The organism is Brachybacterium sp. FME24 (genome assembly GCF_014897705.1).
Classification (GTDB): Bacteria; Actinomycetota; Actinomycetes; order Actinomycetales; family Dermabacteraceae; genus Brachybacterium.
Genome location: NZ_JABUXV010000009.1, coordinates 89,210 through 111,145, shown reverse-complemented (window position 1 = coordinate 111,145; position 21,936 = coordinate 89,210). Strand labels below are relative to the sequence as shown.

At 70.4% G+C, this 21,936-nt stretch carries 21 protein-coding genes; 11 read left to right on the top strand and 10 right to left on the bottom strand.

Going from position 1 to position 21,936, the window contains the following annotated elements:
• Window positions 1–24 precede the first annotated feature (24 nt).
• Window positions 25–648: a TetR/AcrR family transcriptional regulator gene (locus INT51_RS11845; RefSeq protein WP_193105515.1), complete on the bottom strand. Its 624-nt coding sequence runs from the start codon at window positions 646–648 to the stop codon at window positions 25–27.
• Between the two features lie 91 nt (window positions 649–739).
• Between INT51_RS11845 and INT51_RS11840 the strand changes: the two genes are divergently transcribed.
• The 6 genes from INT51_RS11840 to INT51_RS11815 all read left to right on the top strand — a co-directional run bounded on the left by INT51_RS11840 (window position 740) and on the right by INT51_RS11815 (window position 7,289).
• A complete protein-coding gene (locus INT51_RS11840; protein WP_193105514.1) occupies window positions 740–1,435 on the top strand; it encodes a DUF899 family protein in 696 nt (231 codons plus the stop codon).
• Complete coding sequence (locus INT51_RS11835) at window positions 1,432–1,959, top strand: SRPBCC family protein (RefSeq protein WP_193105513.1); 528 nt, start codon at window positions 1,432–1,434, stop codon at window positions 1,957–1,959. Before INT51_RS11840 ends, INT51_RS11835 begins: the two co-directional genes overlap by 4 nt.
• A gap of 158 nt (window positions 1,960–2,117) precedes the next feature.
• Complete coding sequence (locus INT51_RS11830) at window positions 2,118–3,026, top strand: hypothetical protein (protein ID WP_193105512.1); 909 nt, start codon at window positions 2,118–2,120, stop codon at window positions 3,024–3,026.
• Between the two features lie 51 nt (window positions 3,027–3,077).
• Window positions 3,078–4,298: a toxic anion resistance protein gene (locus INT51_RS11825; RefSeq protein ID WP_193105511.1), complete on the top strand. Its 1,221-nt coding sequence runs from the start codon at window positions 3,078–3,080 to the stop codon at window positions 4,296–4,298.
• A 457-nt stretch (window positions 4,299–4,755) separates the two neighbouring features.
• Window positions 4,756–5,526, top strand: coding sequence for an SDR family NAD(P)-dependent oxidoreductase (locus tag INT51_RS11820; RefSeq protein ID WP_193105510.1), 771 nt, complete (start codon window positions 4,756–4,758; stop codon window positions 5,524–5,526).
• The gene (locus INT51_RS11815; RefSeq protein WP_193105509.1) at window positions 5,523–7,289 is read left to right on the top strand and encodes a hypothetical protein; all 1,767 of its coding nucleotides are present in this window, start codon (window positions 5,523–5,525) and stop codon (window positions 7,287–7,289) included. The genes INT51_RS11820 and INT51_RS11815 overlap by 4 nt, the downstream gene beginning before the upstream one ends.
• A 44-nt stretch (window positions 7,290–7,333) precedes the next feature.
• Here INT51_RS11815 and INT51_RS11810 read toward each other — a convergent pair whose 3' ends face one another.
• Window positions 7,334–8,374: a LacI family DNA-binding transcriptional regulator gene (locus INT51_RS11810; protein WP_193105508.1), complete on the bottom strand. Its 1,041-nt coding sequence runs from the start codon at window positions 8,372–8,374 to the stop codon at window positions 7,334–7,336.
• A 150-nt stretch (window positions 8,375–8,524) separates the two neighbouring features.
• Here INT51_RS11810 and INT51_RS11805 point away from each other — a divergent pair, with 150 nt between their 5' ends.
• From INT51_RS11805 to INT51_RS11785, 5 genes are all read left to right on the top strand, one after another.
• On the top strand, window positions 8,525–9,559 hold the full coding sequence (locus tag INT51_RS11805; RefSeq protein ID WP_193105507.1) for a nucleoside hydrolase: 1,035 nt from the start codon (window positions 8,525–8,527) through the stop codon (window positions 9,557–9,559).
• A 137-nt stretch (window positions 9,560–9,696) separates the two neighbouring features.
• Window positions 9,697–10,587 carry a nucleoside hydrolase gene (locus INT51_RS11800; RefSeq protein WP_193105506.1) on the top strand — a complete coding sequence of 297 codons (891 nt, stop codon included), beginning with the start codon at window positions 9,697–9,699 and terminating at the stop codon, window positions 10,585–10,587.
• 5 nt (window positions 10,588–10,592) lie between these two features.
• Entirely contained in the window at window positions 10,593–11,900 is a 1,308-nt protein-coding gene (locus INT51_RS11795; protein ID WP_193105505.1) for an ABC transporter substrate-binding protein, read from the top strand.
• Window positions 11,897–12,829: a carbohydrate ABC transporter permease gene (locus tag INT51_RS11790; RefSeq protein ID WP_193105504.1), complete on the top strand. Its 933-nt coding sequence runs from the start codon at window positions 11,897–11,899 to the stop codon at window positions 12,827–12,829. The genes INT51_RS11795 and INT51_RS11790 overlap by 4 nt, the downstream gene beginning before the upstream one ends.
• Window positions 12,826–13,725, top strand: coding sequence for a carbohydrate ABC transporter permease (locus tag INT51_RS11785; RefSeq protein ID WP_193105503.1), 900 nt, complete (start codon window positions 12,826–12,828; stop codon window positions 13,723–13,725). Before INT51_RS11790 ends, INT51_RS11785 begins: the two co-directional genes overlap by 4 nt.
• Before the next feature lie 133 nt (window positions 13,726–13,858).
• Here INT51_RS11785 and INT51_RS11780 read toward each other — a convergent pair whose 3' ends face one another.
• The 8 genes from INT51_RS11780 to INT51_RS11745 all read right to left on the bottom strand — a co-directional run bounded on the left by INT51_RS11780 (window position 13,859) and on the right by INT51_RS11745 (window position 21,868).
• Window positions 13,859–14,617 carry a GntR family transcriptional regulator gene (locus INT51_RS11780; protein ID WP_370540802.1) on the bottom strand — a complete coding sequence of 253 codons (759 nt, stop codon included), beginning with the start codon at window positions 14,615–14,617 and terminating at the stop codon, window positions 13,859–13,861.
• Window positions 14,618–14,734: 117 nt separating this feature from the next.
• On the bottom strand, window positions 14,735–15,769 hold the full coding sequence (locus tag INT51_RS11775) for a Gfo/Idh/MocA family protein (protein ID WP_193105502.1): 1,035 nt from the start codon (window positions 15,767–15,769) through the stop codon (window positions 14,735–14,737).
• Window positions 15,766–16,665 carry a 5-deoxy-glucuronate isomerase gene (iolB, locus tag INT51_RS11770; protein WP_193105501.1) on the bottom strand — a complete coding sequence of 300 codons (900 nt, stop codon included), beginning with the start codon at window positions 16,663–16,665 and terminating at the stop codon, window positions 15,766–15,768. Before iolB ends, INT51_RS11775 begins: the two co-directional genes overlap by 4 nt.
• Before the next feature lie 26 nt (window positions 16,666–16,691).
• Window positions 16,692–17,612 (bottom strand): deoxyribose-phosphate aldolase, encoded by a 921-nt coding sequence (locus INT51_RS11765; RefSeq protein WP_193105500.1) that lies wholly within the window; start codon window positions 17,610–17,612, stop codon window positions 16,692–16,694.
• The gene (gene iolC / locus INT51_RS11760) at window positions 17,609–18,643 is read right to left on the bottom strand and encodes a 5-dehydro-2-deoxygluconokinase (RefSeq protein WP_193105499.1); all 1,035 of its coding nucleotides are present in this window, start codon (window positions 18,641–18,643) and stop codon (window positions 17,609–17,611) included. The genes INT51_RS11765 and iolC overlap by 4 nt, the downstream gene beginning before the upstream one ends.
• Before the next feature lie 456 nt (window positions 18,644–19,099).
• Window positions 19,100–19,489 carry a tautomerase family protein gene (locus INT51_RS11755; protein WP_193105498.1) on the bottom strand — a complete coding sequence of 130 codons (390 nt, stop codon included), beginning with the start codon at window positions 19,487–19,489 and terminating at the stop codon, window positions 19,100–19,102.
• 100 nt (window positions 19,490–19,589) lie between these two features.
• Complete coding sequence (locus INT51_RS11750) at window positions 19,590–20,594, bottom strand: sugar phosphate isomerase/epimerase (RefSeq protein ID WP_193105497.1); 1,005 nt, start codon at window positions 20,592–20,594, stop codon at window positions 19,590–19,592.
• A gap of 80 nt (window positions 20,595–20,674) precedes the next feature.
• Entirely contained in the window at window positions 20,675–21,868 is a 1,194-nt protein-coding gene (locus INT51_RS11745) for a Gfo/Idh/MocA family protein (RefSeq protein WP_193105496.1), read from the bottom strand.
• Window positions 21,869–21,936 lie beyond the last annotated feature (68 nt).

The following is a 21,936-nucleotide window of genomic DNA, read 5'->3' as shown; positions in this document are numbered from 1 at the left end:
GCTAGCGCGACTGGGTGGCGCGGCTCAGCGGATCCCGGTGATGATGTCGTCGACCACGCGCTGGGCGACCTCGCGCACCACCGCGGGCGGGGCGCCGCGTAGAGGGCCGTGCACCATCAGTTCTGCGCAGCCGTGCACGGCGGACCAGCAGGAGAACTCCGCTCCGGCGCGGCGCTCCGCGGGCAGGGCACCGGCCGCCACGCAGTCGTCCAGCGCTGCGAGGAGCTCCGCGAAAGGAGGGACCTGCTCGGGGCTCGATCCTGCCTCCTCCTCGACGGCGGCGCCCTCGGCGCTCCCGAAGAAGGCGAGCTCGAACCAGCCCGGCTCCTCGATGGCGAAGTCGATGTACCCCAGGCCCACGCCGCGCAGTCGCAGCAGGGCCTCCCGCGCGGGGTCGGCCGGTTCGAGGTCCGCGGTGCGCGCCCGCATCCGCGACACCATGCGGTGCTGGATCTCCGTCGCCAGGGCGCCCATCAGGGCGGAGCGGTCCCGGAAGTGGCGGTACGCAGCAGCCGGGGAGACCCCCGCGCGGCGGGTCACCTCGCGCAGCGAGAGCGCCGCCGGTTCCGTCCGGGCGATCTCGAGCGCCTCCGTCACCAGCGCGGCCCGCAGGTCGCCGTGATGGTAGGAACGCGATCTCTCCGACACTCTTGACGCCCATCCCCTCGAAGTTTACGGTGTTCACACCAATGTGGATGGTGTTCACATGCACCATATCCCGACGTCGCGAGGGAGCATCATGACTGCGAACCCGACCACCTACCCACCCGTCGTCGAGACCGAGACCTGGCGGCGCGAGCTCGACGCGCTGCGCGTGCGCGAGAAGGCCGCGACCCGCGAGCTCGACGCGATCGCCGCCCAGCGCCGTCGGCTGCCCATGGTCGCGCTGCCCGACTACACCCTGGAGTCGAAGGACGGACCCGTGCGACTCGTCGACCTGTTCGACGGCGAGTCCCAACTGATCACGTACCACCACATGTGGTCCCCCGACTCCGAGTGGCAGTGCGGCGGCTGCACGAGCTACACCCACCAGTTCACCCGCCTGGACTTCCTGCGCCGCTACGATGCCCGCTTCGTCGTGGTCACCCAGGGGCCGATCGACGAGGCCCTCGCCTACCGCGAGAAGGTGGGCAATGAGATGACGTGGTACTCGACAGCGAACAGCCCCTTCGGCGCCGACGTCGGCGCCCCGGCCGGCGGCGGCTTCGCGATGAACGTCTTCCTGCGCGACGGCGACACCGTCTACCGCACCTGGCACACCGACGGTCGCGGCACCGAGCAGCTCTCCCACACCTTCGCCCTGATGGACGTGCTCCCCTGGGGCCGCCAGGAGCAGTGGCAGGACGTGCCGCAGGGATGGCCGCAGTCCGGGACCTACGAGAAGTGGCTCGACTCCCCCGAGGTCGCAGCACTCTATGGACGGAGCTCATCATGACGACTCACCAGGACCACCAGGACCACCAGGAACCCTCCACGTTCGCCGATCGCTTCATCGCCGAACGGATCGTCCACGCGCTCCCCGACGTCGTGTTCGACCTGCTCACGGACCCTTCCAAGCACCATCTGACGGAGCCCACGGACTGGGTGAGGGGCTCCTTGGAGTCAGAACCGGCCCGGATCACCGCGACCGGGCAGGTCTTCGGGATCGAGATGTTCCAGGTCAACGCCGGCGGCCGCTACGAGATGCACAATCTCGTGATCGCCTTCGAACCGGGCCGCACGGTCGCCTGGGAGCCCGCGCAGTACTCCGCGAACGGCACCCTGGAGGGCGGCGGCTGGACCTGGCGGTACGACCTGGAGCCCGTGCCCGAGGGCACCCGGGTGCGCCTCACGTACGACTGGAGCGCGACCCCACCGGAGGTCGCTGAGGAGATCGGTGGCCTGCCATCCGTCGGGCCGGAGTTCCTCGACCGCTCTCTGGCAGCGCTCGCGGGCTCCGTGGAGCCCGCCGCGAGGTGACCGGCTGAGCCGACGCTGGGAGGTATCCAGGCGATCGCGATAACCTTCGGTCACGCCCATGACGAGGCGATCGCACGGCGCACGGACCCGACCCGAGGTCGGGTCGCCCGGCCCGATGAGAACCTCGTCGCCGCCTTCCGAGGGAACAGCGGGTACGTGTGACAGACGGGAACGATCCGTCGGCCCAGAGGCCGACCAGCGGGGACGCCACGTCCCCCGACCCCGGCGCGCCCAACCCCGTCGCGCCCGGCGACGTCGATCTGCCCTGGAAGGCGACCGCTGAGCGACGCAGCCTCTGGGGGCCGGTCCAGAAGCCGCTCGAGGGCACGGTGCACGGCCCCACCTCGTCCGACGTCGGCCGCCGACGCTCCGGGCGATCCGCCCTGTTCTCCGTCGGGGTCCCCCTGCTCACCGGCGGCCTGGTGGCCGTGGCCTGCCTGGTGCTGGGTCTCGGCACCGCGATCGTCGGCCCTCTCGCGGCCTTCGGGATCGCGGCCGGCGCCGGCGTGCTCGCCGCAGGGGGCAGCGGAGCCGCAGTGCGCGCCCTCACGTCTCCACAGACCCCCCAGGTCACCGCCTCGACCGGGGAGTCGGAGACCACCGCGGCGATGCTCGCGGACATCCAGGGGGCGACGGCTCGGAGCCGCGCCCGCACCACAGAGCTGCGCCGAACCGCCTCGGAGCCGACGGTGGGCCTCACCCTCGAGCACCTCGACTCCCTGGCGCGACGGATCGACGCCCTCGCCGAGTCCGAGACGCTGCGCGCGCAGCGCCCCTTCGAGAGCGAGGTGACCCTCCTGGAGGGCATCGCCACGAGGTACATCCCCGAGCTGCTGGACTCCGTCGAGGACATCACCGGGTTCCTGGCCACCTTCGCCGGCTCCGCCCGACGCGAAGCGCTGGCGAACCTCGAGGACATCGATCAGCAGCTCGCCGTGCTCGCAGAAGGGGTCGAACGGATCGAGAGCGACCTCGTCGCCGGGGTCTCCCACTCCCTCGAGGTGCACGCCGAGTTCCTCCGCACCCGCTTCGCCGACCAGCACCTGAACCCGATCATCGACGTCTGACCCTCTGCTCGACGACCTGACAATCAGCCCTACCGCCCGAGGAGGCCCCCCATGGACAAGCTCCAGCCGCCCACGCCCGAACCGGAGATCACCCCTGCCGAGCCCGTCGCCGAGGTCCCCGCGGACAAGGCCGTCTCGATGCTCCCCGATCTCCCCGCAGAGCAGCGGCAGGACCTCGCCGCCCGCGCCGATCAGTGGGTCGAGCAGATCTCCACCCTGAACCCGCACTCCCAGGAGTTCACCGCGCAGGTCGACGCCCTCAGCGCCGTCGCCCGCCGTACCTTCGAGCGCACCACCGGCACCTCGTCGCGATTCATGGAGCAGTCGCTGCGAGATGCCAAGGAGAGCGGCGGCTCCCAGGAGTCGGTCTCGAAGTCGCTCTCCCAGCTGCGCACCACGATGGAGGATCTCGCCCCCAAGGAGGACACTTTCGCCTCCAAGGCGCTGTCGTTCCTGCCCGGCAAGAACACTGCCAAGCGCTACTTCCGCAGCTACGAGTCCAATCAGAAGCAGCTCGACGAAGTGCTCGCGGCACTGGGGCGCGGCCAGGAGATGCTGCAGCGCGACAACGCCGAACTGTCCGTGGAGCGCCGCTCCCTCTGGGAGGACCTCGGCGCGCTGCAGAAGGCCTCGTCCTTGCTGACGCTGCTGGACGAGCGCACCGTGCGCCGCGCCGACGGACTGCGCGCGGAGGGCAAGGCCAATTCGGCCGACGCCCTCGAGCGCGACGTGCTGTTCGCCGTGCGTCAGCGCCGCCAGGACGTGGCCACCCAGATCGCCGTCACCGTCCAGGCCTACCTCGCGATGGGCCTCATCGAGGACAACAACACCCAGCTCGCCCAGGGCGTGGATCGGGCTCGCACCACCACCGTCACGGCGCTGCGCACCGCGGTGATCACTGCTCAGGCGCTCGAGAACCAGAAACTGGTGCTGGACCAGATCGACGCGGTCAACCGCACCACCGACTCCCTCATCGACCGCACCTCGCAGATGCTCGCGGACAACACCCAGAAGATCCAGGAGCAGGCCGCCACCTCGGGCGTCTCTCCCGAGACCCTGCAGAAGGCCTTCGACAACCTGTTCACGACGATGGACGGGATCGACGCCTTCCGCACCCAGGCCAATGAGAACTTCCTGACCACGGTGACCGCACTGGAGCACCAGGTGGGCCGGGCGCAGCCCTACCTCGACCGGATGCAGCGGGACACCGGCGAGAGCTCCGAGCTCGACAACCTCGAGAGCGCCGCCGATCTCCTGGAGATCGACGACTGACCCCAGCCCGCCCACGCCGCCGGCCCGGGCCCGCCCAGCCGGCCGGGCCGGGCCGGGCCGGCCTACCCGCCCGGCCAGCCGGCGACCCGAGCCCGCCCGCACAGTTTTGTGGCCTCAGGACCGATGCGGACGGCGACACCGGTCCTGAGGCCACAAAACTCGCTGGCCGGAGGCTGCGCCGCCGGGCAGGGGGCGCGCCGCCGGGCGGGGAGACGGCGACAGCGACCCGAGGCGGTGACATGCGCCGGAAGATGGCGGTGGCAGAGGCCGGGGGATGGCGGCGCCACATGCGCAGGCGACGTCTGCCGCCCCGTCGTCGAGGGCACCCTCCTTGAAATTGGTCAACCGGTTGTGCAGACTGGGTCAGTCACGAGCCGTCGTCGTCCGGGCATCTGCCCCGACGCCATGCCCGTGCCACGAAGCAGAGCAGCTCCGCCCTTGATGAACGGATGACCCCATGACCCGTCTCGCCTCCCGCACGGCCCTGGTCACCGGAGCCGCCTCCGGCATCGGCTTCGCCGTGGCCTCCCGCTTCGCCCGCGAGGGCGCCCGCGTCGTGATCGCCGACCGCGACGGCGCCGCCGCCCAGCAGGCGGTCGAGTCCATCACCGCGGAGACCGGCGAGGGCACCGCCCGCGCACTCACCGTCGACATCTCCGACGAGGTCGCGGTCGAGGCCGGCTTCGCCGAGCTGAGCACGGCAGGCTGGTCTCCGGATGTCGTGGTCGCGAACGCCGGCGTGCAGCTGTTCGGGCAGGACGCGAAGATCGCCGAGCTGGATCTCGCGGTGTGGCAGCGCACCGTGGACGTGAACCTGACCGGCACCTTCCTCACCGTGAAGCACGCCGTGCGCTCGCTGCTGGCCACCGGGGGCGGCTCGATCATCCTCACCGGCAGCCCCACCGGTCTGCGGGGCGAGGGGAATGACTTCACCGCCTACTCGACCACCAAAGCGGGCATCCACGGACTCACCCGCACCGTCGCCGCCGCCTATGCCGCCGACGGCATCCGCGTGAACACCGTCGTTCCCGCCTACACCGAGACGCCGCTGGTCACCACCATCTCCGATGATCCCACCGAGCGCTCCGCGATCGTGGGCCGCATCCCGCTGGGCCGGGCCGGACAGGCAGAGGACGTCGAGGGGATCATGGTCTTCCTCGCGAGCGAAGACAGTGCTTTCGCGACCGGATCCCTGTTCGCCGTCGACGGCGGCATGACCTCGCTATGATCCCGTCCCCGGCGTGGAGGCCCGTCCCCTCCGGCGAGCGCTGGCGGTCCGGTCGCTGGTCGCTGGACCGACGAGCCGACGAGCTCGCCGACATCCGCTGCGACGGCAAGATCGTGCTGCGCGGGGTGCGCGCGGTGGCACGCGACCGCGACTGGCAGACCGCATCTCCCCACGAGGTGACCGCCGACGCCACCGACTCCTCCCTCACGGTCGGCATCCGGATCGCGCAGCGAGGCATCTCCCTGACCGGCACGGTGAGAGTGGAGGTGGAGGGAGATCGGCTCACGGTGACGTTCACGGCTGACATCGATCGCGACAGCCTCACGAACCGCACCGGTCTGGTGGTGCTGCATCCGCCGCGCCTGGCCGGATCGGAACTCGCCGTCGGCCGCACGGATGGCACCGAACTGCCGATGCGGTTCCCGATGGCCATCAGCCCCCATCAGCCGGCTCGGAACATCGTCTCTCTGAGCTGGGCCGATCACGGCACCGCGTTCCACCTGGGCCTCGAGGGCGATGTGTTCGAGATGGAGGATCAGCGCAACTGGTCCGACGCCTCGTACAAGACGTACAACCGGTCGCTGGACGAACCGTTCCCGTACGTCCTCGCCACCGGGGAGCGGATCCTCCAGCGGGTCGTCCTCACCGCAGGAGCCCCGGCGCCGCAGGACGACCTGCTGCCCGACGCGACCCCGGCGGTGACGGCGCTGGAGCTCACGCCCGGGGGTCCGTTCCCGCTGATCGCGGTCGGAGCGTCCACCGCCCCGTCACCCGGCCCCTCCGCCCCCGACCCGATCACCTCCCACCGCCACGTCGAGATCGACCTCACGGATCCCGCGTGGCCGGCGGCTCTCCGGCGCGCGCAGCTCGGGGCCGAGGACCTCTCCGTCATGCTCGTCAGCCCGGACCGGGTGGACCCGACGCTCCTCTCCGAGGCTGCGGGCGCCCTCACCGCCGGCGTGCCCCTGCGCTGGGTCGGCATCACGTCGGCCGTCTCGCACGTCTCGGAGCCCGCCCTGGTCACGGCATTGCGTACCGCGCTGCCTGCGACGGCGCCCATCGTCGGCGGGGCACGGTCGCACTTCACCGAGCTGAACCGGGAGTGGGACCGCGTGGGGCACAGCGAGATGGACGGCCTCGTCGTCGCCAGCACGCCGCTGTTCCACACCGACGAGACGGACCAGCTGATCGAGGCGGTCGCCATGCAGCGGCTGATCGCCCAGGACCTCTCGGGACGAGCCTCCGGCCTGCCGGTGCACATCGGCCCGGTGACCCTGCGACCCCGCTTCAACAATGTCGCGACCTCGCCTCCCCCGCGACCACATCGCGCCGACCTGGCGGAGGGATACGGCGCCCAGCGCACCGGCAGCGAGGACCCGCGCCAGGCGAGCCCCGAGCTCGCCGCCTGGACGATCGCGAGCGCCGCCGCCCTCGCGATCCCCGGCGTCGCGTCCCTGACGTACTTCGAGGAGTGGGGGCCGCGCGGACTGCGCACGCCCGACGGCGCCGACCTCCCGGTGCGCGATGCGCTCGCCGCCCTCACAGCGCTGCAGGGCGGTGAGCTGCTCTCCGCCGCGAGCGCCGACGGGCTGATCCGTGCCATCGGGGCGCGCAGGGATGGCCACTGCGAGGTGCTCCTCGCGAACCTCTCCGCGAATCCGCGCGCGGTGGGCGTGCGGGCGGGCGCCTCCGCAGGGGCGTCAGCAGAGCTCGGACCGTTCGGCTGGTCCCGGCTCGAGATCTCGACCTCCGAACGGGGCTGAGCGACCCTCCCTCAGCACCTCGCGACCGTACGTGGGCGCGTCGCTCAGCGGGTCCGATCCCGTGGGGCCGCCACCGATTCCCGAATCCTCAGCTCAGGTTCGATGACGCGTCGCGCAGTGCTCTCGCCGGTGCGGATCATCTCGTACACCGTCTGCAAGGTTGTTCGCCCGACCCCTTGGAAGTCGAGGCGCATCGTGGTCAACGGCGGCGAGAAGTACGCGGCGGCGGGCATGTCGTCGACGCCGACGATCGAGAAGTCCGTCGGCGCCTTCCGCCCGCGGCGCTCCATGGCGCTCAGGAATCCGAGGGCGATCTCATCGTTGGAGGCGAAGACGCCCGTGAACCGGTCGACATCGACCTGCTGAGCCGCCGCGAAGCCCGTTGCCGAGGACCAGTCGCGCGCCTCACCCACGACCAGCGCCTCGAGACCGAATTCGCGCATCGCCTCCCGATATCCGCGCTCGCGCTCGATCGCCTCATGGCGCGTCGCGGGGCCCGCGAGATGGATGACCGCCGTGTGCCCCTGACCGATCAGATACCCGGTGCCCTCGTATCCGGCCGTGAAGGAGTGAGTGCCGACCGATCCGTCGAGCACCCGAGGGCGCTCCGAAAGGTTCACGACGGGCACATGCGCCCGCGCCGCGTCGAGGGCCTCGTCGACCCCGGAGATCGACGTCGAGACCACGATCCCGTCCACCGGTGCCGAGAGGAAGTGGTCCACCGCCCGGCGCACCTCACCCTGCCATCCCTCTGCCTCGTACCCGAGCTCGACCTGCGCGATCATCAGGGTCTGCTCGAGCCGGCGGGCGGCCTGGCTGAGACCGGTCAGGATCTGCGCGCTGCCGTGGACGAGCTCCCCGACCGTCAGGACCCCGATGATCCCGGTGTGCCGTGCGCGCAAGCTGCCGGCAGCACGGTTCGGGCGGTAGCCGAGCTCGGCGACCGCGGCGGCGATCCTCTCGCGGGTCGACCCTCCGACGTAGCCGACTCCGGAGAAGTAGCGGGAGACCGTCTGCGCGGACACCCCGGCCGCCCGTCCGACATCGGCCATGCTCGGCCTGCTGCCGGTGCGGGAAATCGTCACGGGGCTCCCTTCGGGGGCGAATCCTTCGGAGTCGATCGCCGACCCCTAGGCAAGTTACCGATCACATGTTACTGTCTGTGATCGTTAACCCATTTTGGTCAACCGGTTGACGACTCCGGCGTCGTCACCCCGCACATGACGAGGACGTCCATGACGCGCATCCCCACCGACGAGCACCGCTCGTCCGTCTCCCGCAGCTGGTCGCTCGGCGAGAGCCCCTGGCAGGACCTGCCCTCTCCCGGTGCCGCGGCAGCCCGCGTGATCATCGACAACGACTTCGCCGGCGATCCGGACGACCTCTACCAACTGATCCACCACCTGCTCTCCCCCGGCGTCGAGATCCGGGCAGTCATCGGCTCGCACCTGCGCGAGGGCGACGGGTTCTATCCCGGCGCCGACTCCGCGACCCAGGCCGTCGCGATCGTCCACGACGTGTTCGCCCGGATCGGCCTCACCTCCACCGAGGTCATCGTCGAGGGCTCGAACCTCCCGCTCGGCGATCGCGCCACCCCGCAGCCGTCCCCCGCGGTCGACGCGATCATCACCGAAGCGCTGCGGACCGATACGGACACCCCGCTGTACTACGTCGCCGGCGGCGGGCTCACCGATCTCGCCTCCGCCGTGCTCACGGAGCCGAGGATCTCCGAGCGGCTGACCGTGGTCTGGATCGGCGGGAACGAGCACGACGACCTCGCCCTCCCCCCGCCCGACGCGATGCCGATCGAGTACAACCTGCTCATCGACGTGCGTGCCGCGCAGGTCGTCTTCACCGACTCCGAGCTCGTGCTCTGGCAGGTCCCCCGTGACGTGTACCGGCAGTGCCTCGTCTCCGACGCCGAGCTGCGCCGACGGGTCGCGGCGACCGGCCCCGTCGGCCGCTACCTCTACGACGAGACGGCCGTCATCACCCACGCAGACCGCCCCGGTCCCGGCGCACCGGAGACCTACGCCCTCGGCGACTCCCCGCTGGTGCTCCTCACGGCGCTGCGCTCCCACTTCGAGGCCGACACCTCGTCCAGCCGCCACCTCGTGCGACCGACCCCGGCGCTCGAGGACGACGGCTCGTACACCGCACGACCGGACGCGCGCCCCATGCGCGTCTACACCCAGGTGGACACCCGCCTGATGTTCGAGGACATGTTCCTCAAACTGCAGGAGCTCGACGCCTGGCTGTCGACCCCCTGACCGACAGAGCCGGCCGCGCAACCGTGCGGCCGGCCGGCGCCCCACCCCGATCCGCGTTCGACGACGAGCCGGATCTCCCCGCACCGCGGGGAGCCGGATCCTCGCCGTCACGCCACCCGACGACGGAGGAACGATCCATGACGAGCACCGCCCCCAGGACCCGCCGGATCCTGATCAACACCGATGCCAAGAACGAGGCCGACGACCAGTTCGCCATCGTCCACGCTCTCCTCTCCGAGACGCTCGACGTGCGCGGACTCATCGCCGCGCACTTCGGCACCGTCCGATCCGACACGAGCATGCTCGACAGCCGCGACGAGATCGACCTGCTCCTGACCCATCTGGGGATGACGCAGACGCGCGTCGAGAACGGTTCAGCGGTCCCGCTGACCGACGAGACCGCTCCGGCAGACTCCCCCGGCGCGCAGCTGATCATCGAGGAGGCCCACCGCACCGGCGAAGGGCCCCTCCAGATCGCCTTCCTCGGACCCCTCACCGACATGGCGACCGCCCTGCTCCTGGACCCGAGCATCGCCGCGACCGACACCACCGTGATCTGGATCGGCGGGCCCGGCTACGGGGGCCATGAGCCCGGCGAACGGCCGGAGTTCAACCTCCACAACGACGTGCCCTCGGCCAACGTCGTGTTCCGGTCCGGAATCAGGATCTGGCAGGTCCCGCGCACCGCCTACGTCATGACCTCGGTCGGGTACGCCGAGCTCGAGGAGAAGGTCGCGCCCTGCGGCGATCTCGGCGACTACCTCGTCCGCCAGCTCACGGAGTGGAACGCGACGTGGCATCGCGACCCGATCGAGCACCGCGCGCTCGGCGACTCCCCGGCGATCGGCCTCATGCTGAACCCGGGCGGCGGTCTGTTCCGCACGGTCCCCGCACCCACCTTCAGCCCCGAGGGCGGCCTCCTGCCGGGCACGGGCGCGCCCGTGCGGGTGTGCGAGCTGTACGACGGGCGCTACCTGCTCGAGGACTTCTTCGCGAAGCTCCGCCGGTTCGCCGGGACCCGGAGCTGATCGCCATGTCCCCCACCACCCGATGGGGCGTCGGCGACGACCCGTCGCCCACCCGTCGCGGCGTCCTGACCGCTGCCGTCGCCGCCCCGGCCCTCGCCGCGCTCTCCTCGTGCGCCACCGGGATCGCCACCAGCTCCGGCGCCGACGGACTGACCCTGCTCAACTACGAGGACATCGACGCGGCCACCCTCCTGCGTGAGCAGCTGGCCCAGCTCGAGACGGACTCCGGCATCTCCACCACCGTGGACACCGTCCCCGGCTCCGGTGCAGCGCAGTTCCCCGACAAGCTGCGTACCCGGATCCTCGGCGGCAACGCCCCCGACGTCTGGCAGATCTGGGGCGGCCAGATCGGGCAGCCCTTCGTCGACGCGGATCTGACGCAGGACCTCGAGGAGTACTACGGGACCTACGGGTGGGACTCCGCCCTGAGCACCTCCGGCATCGACGGCATGACCTTCCACGGCGCCCGCCACGGGGTCCCCCTCAACGTCGCCTCACTCGGTGCCTGGTGCAACGCACGCGTCTTCGAGGAGGCCGGCGCCACGATCCCGAGCACCTACGACGAGCTCGAGACGGCCAACGAGCTGATCCTCGCCTCCGGGGTCACCCCCGGTGGGTTCGGCGGGAAGTACGGCTGGCACATCATGCGGCTGTACGAGTACCTGCTCGAGGTGTGCGCCGGGCCCGATCTGCACGATGCGCTGCTGCGCGGCGAGGAGTCCTGGGACCAGCAGGCGGTGGTCGAGTCCTTCGACCTCTTCCGGGCCTGGAGCGACCGAGGATGGATCACCGACGGCGCCCTCGGCGTGGCACCGGCCGATGCGGAGCAGAGCTTCGTGCAGGGCACCACGGCGTTCACGATCAGCGGCCCCTGGATCGAATCGCAGTACATCGTGCCCTCGGGGAAGCCGCGGGAGGAGTTCGGCACCTTTCTGCTGCCGACGGGCCACGAATCCGTCCGCCACTCGGGATTCATCGAGGGCCTGATGATCTCCTCGACCTGCGGGGCCCCCGACGATGCCGCGGCGCTGATCGACTTCCTCGTGCAGCCGGACGTTCAGCGATCCCTGCAGAACACCCAGTCCGCCGCCCTCGAGGCCCCTCCTGATCCGGAGATGTTCCCGCTCAGCGCCCAGTGGGCGCAGATCCGCGAGCAGAGCGAGATCTACACGATCCAGGATCAGGCCTTCCCCAAAGCCGTCGCCGACAGCTACTTCGCCGTGCAGAGCGATGTGCTGCAGGGGGCCCTGGACGGGCCCCAGGCGGCTCGCGACATGCAGCAGATCGTTTCGGACTGGACGGAGACGCGATGAGCGCCCACACCCTCGACCGCACCGCAGCCCGCTCCACCCGCCGACGCACGGATCAACCGGGACGCGCACGCCCGGGGCTCCTCCCCCTGGCCTTCGCCGCTCCAGCGCTCGTGCTCTACCTCGGCTTCCTGGTCTGGCCGGCGCTGCAGGCGCTCTGGATCAGCCTCACCGACTGGGACGGCCTGTCCGATCAGCAGAACTTCGTCGGCCTCGACAACTACCTCGCCCTGTTCGACGACAAGGTCGTCGGCATCGCCGCGGTGAACAACGTCCTGTGGTCGATCGTGACGATCGTGCTGCCCATGACCCTGGGCCTGCTGTTCGCCGTGGTGCTGAACCGCAAGAGCCGCACCTCGCCGATCTTCCGCACGATCTTCTATGCGCCCGCGGTGCTCCCCCTGGTGTCGATCGCGTCGATCTGGGCATGGCTGTACGACCCCAGCGACGGAGCGATCAACACGGTCCTGCGGACGATCGGACTGTCCGGGCTCGAGCAGAGTTGGCTCGGCCAGGACTCCACCGCCCTGTGGTCGGTGATGATCCCGGCCGTCTGGGTGCGCACCGGCTTCCCCATGCTCCTGTACCTGGCGGCGCTCCAGTCGATCCCCGACGAGCTGTACGAGGCGGCGTCCATGGACGGGGCGAACCGCCGGAAGCAGTTCACGAGGATCACCTTCCCCAGCCTGCGGGACACCCACTACATCGTGCTGGCGCTGTCCCTCATCGAGTCGTTCAAGGTGTTCGACCTCGTCTACGCCATGACCTACGGCGGGCCCGGCTACTCGACGCAGGTCATGGGCACGTGGATGTACGCGAACGTGTTCCAGTACTTCAACGCCGGCTACGGCACGGCGATCGCCGTCGTGATCACTGTCGTCGCGGTCGCCGCCGGAATCCCCTACGTCCGATCGCAGGTGAAGAGCTCATGACCGCCCGGACCACCCATCATCCCCCGGCCCCCGATTCCGTCGCGGGCACCCGCACCCGCCCCTCAGGACGCAGGAAGAGGGCCGAGGGGTTCGCCCTGACCGCCGGGAGCGCCGTGGGCGCCCTGCTGTGGATCTCGCCCTTGATCCTCCTGGTCATCTCGGCGCTGCGACCGCTGTCCGACTTCCTCAGCAACGGCCCGGTCTCCTGGCCGCAGGAGATCACGCTGGCCAACTTCCCGGAGGCCTGGGAGGCAGGGCAGTTCGGCACGGCCTACCTCAACAGCACCATCCTGCTGCTGGTGAAGGTGCCCCTCGGAGTGTTCGTGGCCTCGCTGCTCGCCTACGCACTCTCCAAACTGGTGATGCCCTTCCGGAACGTCATCCTGTTCACTGTGGTGCTCGGCATGACGGTTCCGATCTACATCGCGATCGTCCCGCTGTTCACCATGCTGCGGGGCGTGGGGATGACCGACAGCATCCTCGGGATCATCCCGCCGTACATCGCCTTCGGTCTCCCGCTGCAGGTGCTGATCCTGCAATCCTTCTTCCGACGGGTCCCGGGCGAGCTGCTCGAGGCGGCGCGGATCGACGGTGCGGGCGACGTGCGGATCTTCTTCCGGATCGTGGTGCCGCTGTCGGTCCCGGCGCTGGTGACGGTCGCGATCCTGGACGGTGTGGCCACCTGGAACGAGCTCTTCCTGGCCCTGTCGCTGCTGAGCTCCGAGAGCCGGCGGACGATCCCGCTGGGCCTGCTGAACTTCCAAGGTCAGTTCGCCACCAACTACACCGGGCTCGCGGCCGGGATCCTCATCGCCGTGATCCCGATCCTGGTGCTGTACATGGTGCTCCAGAAGTACATCGTCGGCGGACTCACCGCGGGTGCCACCAAGGGCTGAGCCGTCAGGCTCCGCCTCCTCTCTCTACGGCGCGCAGGACCGGTGCGGACGCGGACATCGGTCCCGCGGGCTGTGGAAGCTGGCCCCATGAGGTGAGGCGGACGGCGCGGCCGAGGTCCGACGGCGCACCCGCTCAGGAGTCGACGAGGGTGACCTCGAAGGAGTACCGGGACGCGCGATAGACGTGGTACCCGAACTCGACCACGCTGCCGTCGTTCGCGAAGGACTTGCGCTCCATGGTCAGCAGGGCCGCACCTTGCTCCTCATCGAGAAGCTCGGCATGCTCCTCGTCGGCCACTGTGGCGCCGATGCGTTCGTGGGCGAGCACGGAGACCACGCCCTCCTCGCGCAGGGACGCGTACAGCCCGTTGCTGGCGAGGCTCTCGCGGGAGGGGGCGATGCGCTCGGGCAGGGTGTTGCGCATGACCGCGAGCGGTTCGTCGTCGGCGTAGCGCACGCGCAGCAGCTCGAGCACCTGCTCACCGGATCCCAGCTGCAGGCGATCCACCGCCTCGGAGGAGGGGCGCCCGATGCGGTACTCGATGATCTCCGTGCGCGGAGCCTTCCCGGCGCTGCGCAGGTCGTCGTACAGCGAGGTCAGCGCCACCTGACGGTTCACAGGCGCCTGCACCACCTGGGTGCCCACTCCGCGCTTGCGCACCAGCATGCCCTTGTCCACGAGCTCCTGGATGCCCTGGCGCACCGTCGGCCGTGAGAGCCTCAGCCGGCCCGCGAGATCGAGCTCGTTCTCCAGGCGGCTGCCCGGAGGCAGCTCACCGGCCTGGATGGCCTTCTCGATCTGGCTGGCCAGCTGCAGGTACAGCGGCATGGAGAGGTCGCGGTCCACGACCAGATCCACCTTCAACGCCCGATTCCCCTCGGCTACGTCCACTGCACCCTCCTCGGTTCAGGCCGACGTGACCGCGCCAGGATACGGCGCGACCGCCGGCCGCTCGATCAGTCCGATCGTCCAGAGCTCAGCTCGGCGCCGAGTCCGGTCCTGCTGTGCTCAGCTCGGCCGCGCCTCCAGAGTGACCGGCACATCCCCGTCGGCGGTGAGCGAGCGCTCCGTCGCCTCGCAGATCGCGGCGCCCACGTACCCGTCCCAAGCGGTCGCGGAGCGCGCAGCCACGTTGCTGCCGTCGGCCACGGCGTTGATCCAGGCCTGGACCTCGGCGTCGTACGCGGCGATGAAGCGAGGCCGGAAATCCAGCGGCACGTCGCCGCCCCAGCGCCCACCTTCGAGCTGGGTGGTGACCCGGCCGATGCCCTGGCCGATGGTCGAGGCGCCCTTCGAACCGACCAGCTCGGTGCGCACCTCGTAACCGGCGTTCGTGCTCACCCACAGCTCATCGGTGACGACCACGCCGGATTCGGTGCGGAACACGAACAGCAGCGGGTCGTGCAGGCCCTCGGGGGCGAGCTCGGTGCTGCGGGGAACGACGGTCTGCACCGAGACCACCGGCTCCTGCAGGAAGTACGAGATCGCGTCGATCTCGTGGACGGCCGAGTCGTAGACCATCATCGTGTCGTCGAAGCCGGGCAGCACCGTGGCGTTGCGATGCTTGCAGTTCAGCAGCAGGGGCGTGCCCAGCTCGCCGGCGTCCAGGGCGTCCTTGAGCTCGGCGTACTCGGCGTCGAAGCGGCGCATGAAGCCCAGCGAGACGTAGTTGCTGCCCGAGGCGGCCTCCGCGCGCACCACCTCGTAGGCGTCCTGCGGGTTCATGGCCAGCGGCTTCTCGCACAGCACCGGCTTGCCGGCGGCGATCGCGGCGAGGGTCTGGTCGCGGTGGAACTGACCGGGGCTGGCGATGAGGATCGCGTCGACGTCCTGCGCGGCGATGACCTCCTCGGGGGTGTCCACGACGCGGGAGCCCGGCGCGGTGGCGGCGACCTTCTCGGCGGTCTCGCGCAGGTAGTCGCTGATCACGCTGATGCGAGCGCCCTTGATGCGGCGGCTGATCCGTTCGACGTGGTCGGCGCCCATACGGCCGACGCCGATGATGCCGACGCGGATGTCACGGGGCAGGGTGGTCTCGTTCATCGGTGCTCTCCTTCGAGACGGGGGTCGATCCCGGCATCGGCCCAGGTGCCGCGCACCCAGGTCTGCTCGGGGTGGTCGGTGATGTTCCAGGCGCGGTCCGCCTCGGGACCGGCCATGACGTTGAGGTAGTACATGTCGTGCCCGGGGGCGGCCGCGCAGGGGCCGTGCCAGCCGTGGGGAACCAGCACGGCGTCGCCCGTGCGCACCTCGCTGAGCACGTCGATGGGCTTCGCCTCGCCGCTCGAGGTGGTCTGGTGGAAACCGAAGCCGGGGCCGCTCGGACCGTCCTGGATCTCGTAGTAGTAGATCTCCTCGAGCTCGGATTCGGTCTCGGTGGTCTCGTCGTGCTTGTGCGCGGGGTAACTGGACCAGTTCCCGCCCGGCGTGATGACCTCGCAGGCGATCAGGCTGTCGCAGTGGTCGAAGGCGCCGACGGCCCCGAAGTTGCGCACCTTCCGGGTCATGTTCCCGCCGCCGCGGATCTCCACCGGTACGTCCTCGGCGCGGATCAGCGCGACCGGGTGGGGGCCGGTCGCGACCGCCGTGGCGACGGCGAAGCGGCCGCCACCTGCGGAGGTGATGGTGGGCAGGGAGCCGACGGGCACGTAGAGCACGTCGGTCGCGGAGGCGAACACGTCGGTGCGGCCGCGCAGCGTGTAGTTCTCGCCGCCGACGGAGACCTCGCAGGCCCCGTTCAGCGGCACGATCATCGCCTCGACGCTGTTCGCCGTGAAGATCTCGCTCTCCCCGGGGCCGAGCGCGAGCACGCGCAGCCCGGTGTGGGCCCAGCCGTCGCGGGCGCCGGGATCGATGATCGTCTCGTAGTTGCCGCGGCCGGTGGATCCCGCGGGCAGGTGCAGGTCGGAGGAGTTCGGAGCGTCGGAGGTGGAGGACATCGGTGGTCTCCCTTCGAAGAAGCCGGTCAGCGGAGCATGTCGACGGAGGCGGTCACCGCGGCGGTGACGTCGTCGTCGGCGGGGTACAGCAAGGTGCGGCCCACGACGAGGCCGCGCACGTTGGGACGGTCCAGGGCCCGCTTCCAGGTGGCGCGCAGGGTGTCCGGGTCATCGTTCGCCGGGTCGCCGCCGAGGATCAGCGTGGGCAGCGTGGTCGCGTCCATGACGCGCTCCATGTCGTTCACCGCAGGCAACTTCAGCCAGGTGTAGGCGCTGGTCGCGCCCAGGCCCTGGGCGATATGGATGGAGCGGATGACGCCCTCGGGAGTGAGGTCGTTGACGACCTTCCCGCCGCCCGGGCGGCTCGACATGAACGGCTCGACCATGGCGATCAGCTCGTGCCGCGCCAGGTCGGTCACGGCGTGCGCGCTGGCTTCGAGGATGAAGGAGGTGCGGTCATCGTCGAGGTCGATGCGGGTGAGCATCTTGCCGCCGTCGAAGCCGGACTGCTTGATGGCGGCGGCGTCGTACGCGGTGAAGCGGTCCTCGATCTCCCACGAGCTGCCCTGCAGCCCTCCGCGGTTCATCGAGGCGAACACGATCTTGTCCTCGAGCGCGCCGAGCAGCAGCAGGTCCTCGAGGATGTCTGCCGTGCCGAGCACACCGTCCACGCCGGGCACGGCGAGCGCCGCGCGCATCCGGTCCAGCAGCTCGCGCCGGCTGGCCATCGCCTGCGGGCGGCTCCCCACGCCGAGGGCGCCGCGGGCGGGATGGTCCGCGGCGATCACCATCATGGTGCCGTCGGTATCCGCCACGGTGCGGCGGCTGCGGGAGGCCGCCAGCCGCGCGATCCGGCCCGGATCCTCCAGGCGAACCCGCGTGACCTCGTCGTACGTGCTCACGAACTGAGAGGCGGACTGGGCGGTGGTCTGCGTGGTGGTGCTCATGCGGTCTTCTCCGTGGCGGGGGCGTCGATACCGCGATTGCGGAGCGCGCCGAGCATCTGCTCGACCGTCTGCCCGTGGTTGGGGTCGCCGCCGCCGATCAGCAGGTCGATCTCCTCGCCGGTGGGCATCGCGGTGGAGCACTCCAGACGGCTGGTGACGATCGCGCCCGCGGCGTTGCAGCGGGTCAGGATGGTCTCGAGGTCCTGTCCGGCGAGCAGGCCATGGGCCAGGGAGCCGCCGAAGCTGTCGCCGGCGCCGAGCCCGTTGATGACCTCGATGAGGTTCGGGGCGACCTCCACGCGGTCGTCGCGGGTCTTGCCGAGCACGCCCTTGGGGCCCTGCTTGACGATCGCGATCTCCACACCGGCCTCGAGCAGGGCATCGGCCGCGCGCTCGGGTTCGGTCTCGCCGACGGCGACCTCGCACTCCTCCTTGTTGCCGACGGCGACCGTCGTGTGCTTGAGGGCCTCGCGGTAGAGCTCGCGGGCCTCGTCCGGGGAGGACCAGAACATGGGCCGGTAGTCGAGGTCGAAGACGGTGTGGGCGGTGCGTCCGCGGGCCTCGAGGGCCGCGAAGTGGGCCGAGCGGCTCGGCTCCTCGGAGAGCCCGGTGCCGGAGAACCAGAACAGCGGGACGCTGCGGATCGCGTCGAGGTCCAGATGCTCGGGCGCGACCTGCAGGTCCGGGGCGCTGGGCCGGCGGTAGAAGTACAGCGGGAAGTCGTCCGGCGGGAAGATCTCGCACAACGTGATCGGGGTGTTCAGCTCGTCGTTGCGCACGACGAAGCGGCCGGAGACGCCCAGGCGCTCCATCTCCTTGACCACGTAGCGGCCGAAGGGATCGTTGCCCACGCCGGTGATCACGGCCGGGGTGTGCCCGAGCCGGGCCGCCGCGACGGCGACGTTGGTGGGGCTGCCGCCGAGGAACTTGCCGAAGCTGTTGATGTCCTCCAGTCCTTTGGCGATCTCCAAGGGATAGATGTCGACACCGCTGCGACCGAAGGTGATGATGTCGAGGTCGGGTGCTGCCATGATCTCAGGGCCTCTCTGCGTTGAAATCTGGGCGGTGACCAGGGGTGATTCGCCGGGTCGTACCGCTCGCTTGTCCTATCGTGCCATTGCATTGTTCATTTGTCCAGACATGAACCCGGACATGTTCGGGAGGCTGCCACGGGAGCCCGCCAGCGGCTGTGCCGCACGAGCGGCGCCGACCTCGGCGGGTCCGGCCCAGCCCGGCTCAGCGGGCCCGGTGTGGCCCGGCCGAGCCGGTGTGTCCCGGTCCGGTCGAGCCGGTGTGGCCCGGCCCGGTCGAGCCGGTGTGGCCCGGCCCGGCCGGCCCGTCCTGGTCGGGCCCGCCGGCCCCGAACGGGGTTTTGTGGCGCCACGACCGATGCGGCCGACGGGATCGGTCCTCCGGGTGCAGAACTCGCTCGGGAGCCGGGGCCGGACCGGCGCTCGCGCACTCCGTCGGCCCCGTCGGCCCTTTCCTCAGAGCTCCCCGGTGAGGAACTGCGCCCGTCCATGACCGAAGGACCAGTCCTCGCGATCGTTGTGCACCACCGAGACGATGAGGTCCTCCGGGCGCACGAGATCCGCGGCCGCGAGGCGCTCGGCGAGCGCGGCGTACACCGCCTGCTTCTGCTCGGTGCTGCGCCCCCGCTGGGTGACGTGGATGATCACCACGCCTTCGCTGCGCTCGATCCCCAGCCCGGTGTCCTCGGCGAGGATCGAGCCGACGGGGAGGGTCTCCACGATCTGGTAGCGGTCCCTGGGCGGGGCCGAGAACAGCTCGAGCATGACGCTCTGGACGATGTCCGCCAGTTGCTGGGACTGCTCGGGGGTGCGGACGTCCTGCTGGGTGATGCGTACGAGAGGCATGCTCTGTTCCTTGTCCGGGCCGGAGCCCATAGCTAATACGTCGAGGTCACGCACCATCCGGCGCCAAACGCACGGGCCGGCCCGGCGGGCGGGGGTCGCGTCAGGCGCCGGAGTTCGCGGCGGCGGCCAGGAGGGTCTCGGCGCCGCGGGCGATGCCCTCGACTCGATCGAAGGCGGCGTCCTCATGCTCGATGTTCACGGCGAGATCGGGATCCACAGCGGCAAGCGCCGCGAGGAATCGAGCCCAGTAGTCGACGTCGTGGCCCTCCCCGATCGCGACGAAACGCCAGGCCGGATCCTCCGGCCAGGTCGCGCAGTAGTGGCCCATCCCCGTCGGGGTGCGCTGCGCGGGATCCTCGGGAACCGGACCGAAGTCGGTATCCAGCACACCGCGGGTGGCCGCACCGGGCAGCACCGCGGTGTCCTTCGCGTGCACGTGGGTGATGTGCGAGCCCAGGCGCTCGATGCAGTCGATCGGCTCCATCTGCTGCCAGAACAGGTGCGAGGGATCGAGGTTCACGCCGATGTTCGTGGGCTCCACCAGCTCGACGAAGCGCTCGAAGCTGGGCGGGGAGAACACGAGGTTTCGCGGGTGCATCTCGAGGGCGACCTGCACGTCCCGCTCCCTGGCGAGGGCGTCGATCTCCTTCCAGAACGGCACCGCGACGGACCACTGGTACTCGAGGATCTCCAGGTCGATGCCGTTCCAGGGGTTCACGATCCACGCCGGGTAGCGGGCACCCGGATCGGTGCCCGGGGTGCCCGACATCGCCACCACGTCGCGCACGCCCAGCAGACCGGCGAGCTCGATGGTGCGGCGCAGGTCATGGGCGTGGCCGAGGCCCTCGGTGGGCAACGGCGAGAGCGGGTTGCCCGAGGCCGTCAGGCCCGTGAGCTGCATATCGGCGTCGGCGAAGACCTGCAAGTAGTCGCGTCGGGCGCGCTCGCTGGCCAGGAGTGCGTCGACCGGGGCGTGCGGGGAAGGGATGAAGCCGCCGGTATTGACCTCGGCTCCGGTCAGCCCCATCCCGCGCAGTACCTCAAGGGCCTCGGGAAGGGTGCGGTCCTGCAGGCAGGCGGTGTAGGCACCGTAGGTGAACGTCATGGGGGTCTCCTCTCGGGAAACGAGTCGAGGTGGGATCAGGCCGACGGGCCGACGGGCCGACGGGCCGACGGGCCGACGGATCAGGAGATCTCGATCGCGGCGCCGCCGCCGTCGGCCGAGCGGGCCACGGCGTCCAGCACGCGCATCTGGCGGTAGCCGTCGGCGAAGCTCGCGCACGGCGGCAGGGCGCCCCCGGTCACTCCGGCGACCTGCTGCAGGAAGGCGTGTGCCTGGTAGGTGAACTGCTCGATCTGGTTCAGGCCGACGCCGCCGAAGGCCATCGAGGAGCCGTTCCCGAAGTAGGGGAACTCCGGGTTCACGAGGACCTGGCGCATTCCGCCCAGCCCCGCGGGCGAGGAGGCGTCGGCGATCTGGATCTCCCCGGTGCGGTCCAGGGACCAGCTCGCGGTTCCCCCGGTGCCGAGCACGGTGAGTGCTTTGTAGTTGGGCAGGCCGTGGGCCACGCGGGAGACGGAGAAGGTGCCGGCGGCCCCGGAGGCGAAGCGGGCGGTGAAGGTGGCGACGTCGTCGTTCTCCACGGGCTCCTTCGGGGAATCCGCCGAGGCGGAGACCCCGCGGCCACCGGCGACCGCTCCGCTGGCGACAGGGCGCTCGGGGATGGTCCGCACGAGCTGCGCGCCGGAGACCTCGACCACCGGGCCGAGGATCAGCTCGGCGGAATCGACCAGGTGGGAGCCGACGTCGCCGAGCGCGCCGGAGCCCATCGGCCCCTTGTACCGCCAGGCCATGGGCGCATTCTCGTCGGCCCCGTAGTCGCACCAGTAGCGACCGTCGAGGTGCGCGATCTGGCCGAGCGCCCCCTCGGCGGCGAGCTTCGCGAGCATGGCGACGCCGGCGTTGCGGCGGAAGGTGTATCCGGTCGCGAGCACCAGATCGGGGTGCTTCTGCTCGAGGGCTGCCATCGCCTCGGCGTCCTCGAGCGTGCCGGCCAGTGGCTTCTCGCACAGCACGTGCTTGCCGGCGGCGGCCATGGCCTCGGCGATCTCGCGGTGCAGCGCGTTGCCGACCACGATCGAGACGATGTCGATCGAGTCGTCCTCGGCGACGTCGCGCCAATCCCCGACGGCCTTCTCGTAGCCGTAGCGGGCGGCGGCGTCCTCGGCGAAGGGCAGGTGGGCGTCGGCGATGGCGGCGAGCCGCACCGGCGGCAGGCCCAGGTCGTAGACGGTCCCGGCCTGGCGCCAGGCGTTGGCGTGGGTCTTGCCGGCCATGCCGGCGCCGATCACGGCCACGGACAGAGGTGCAGAGGTCATGTCAGGTCCTTTCGAGGTCGATCTGAGGTGCTTGGAAGAGTTATGCCAGGTTCTCTGCCACTTTCGGG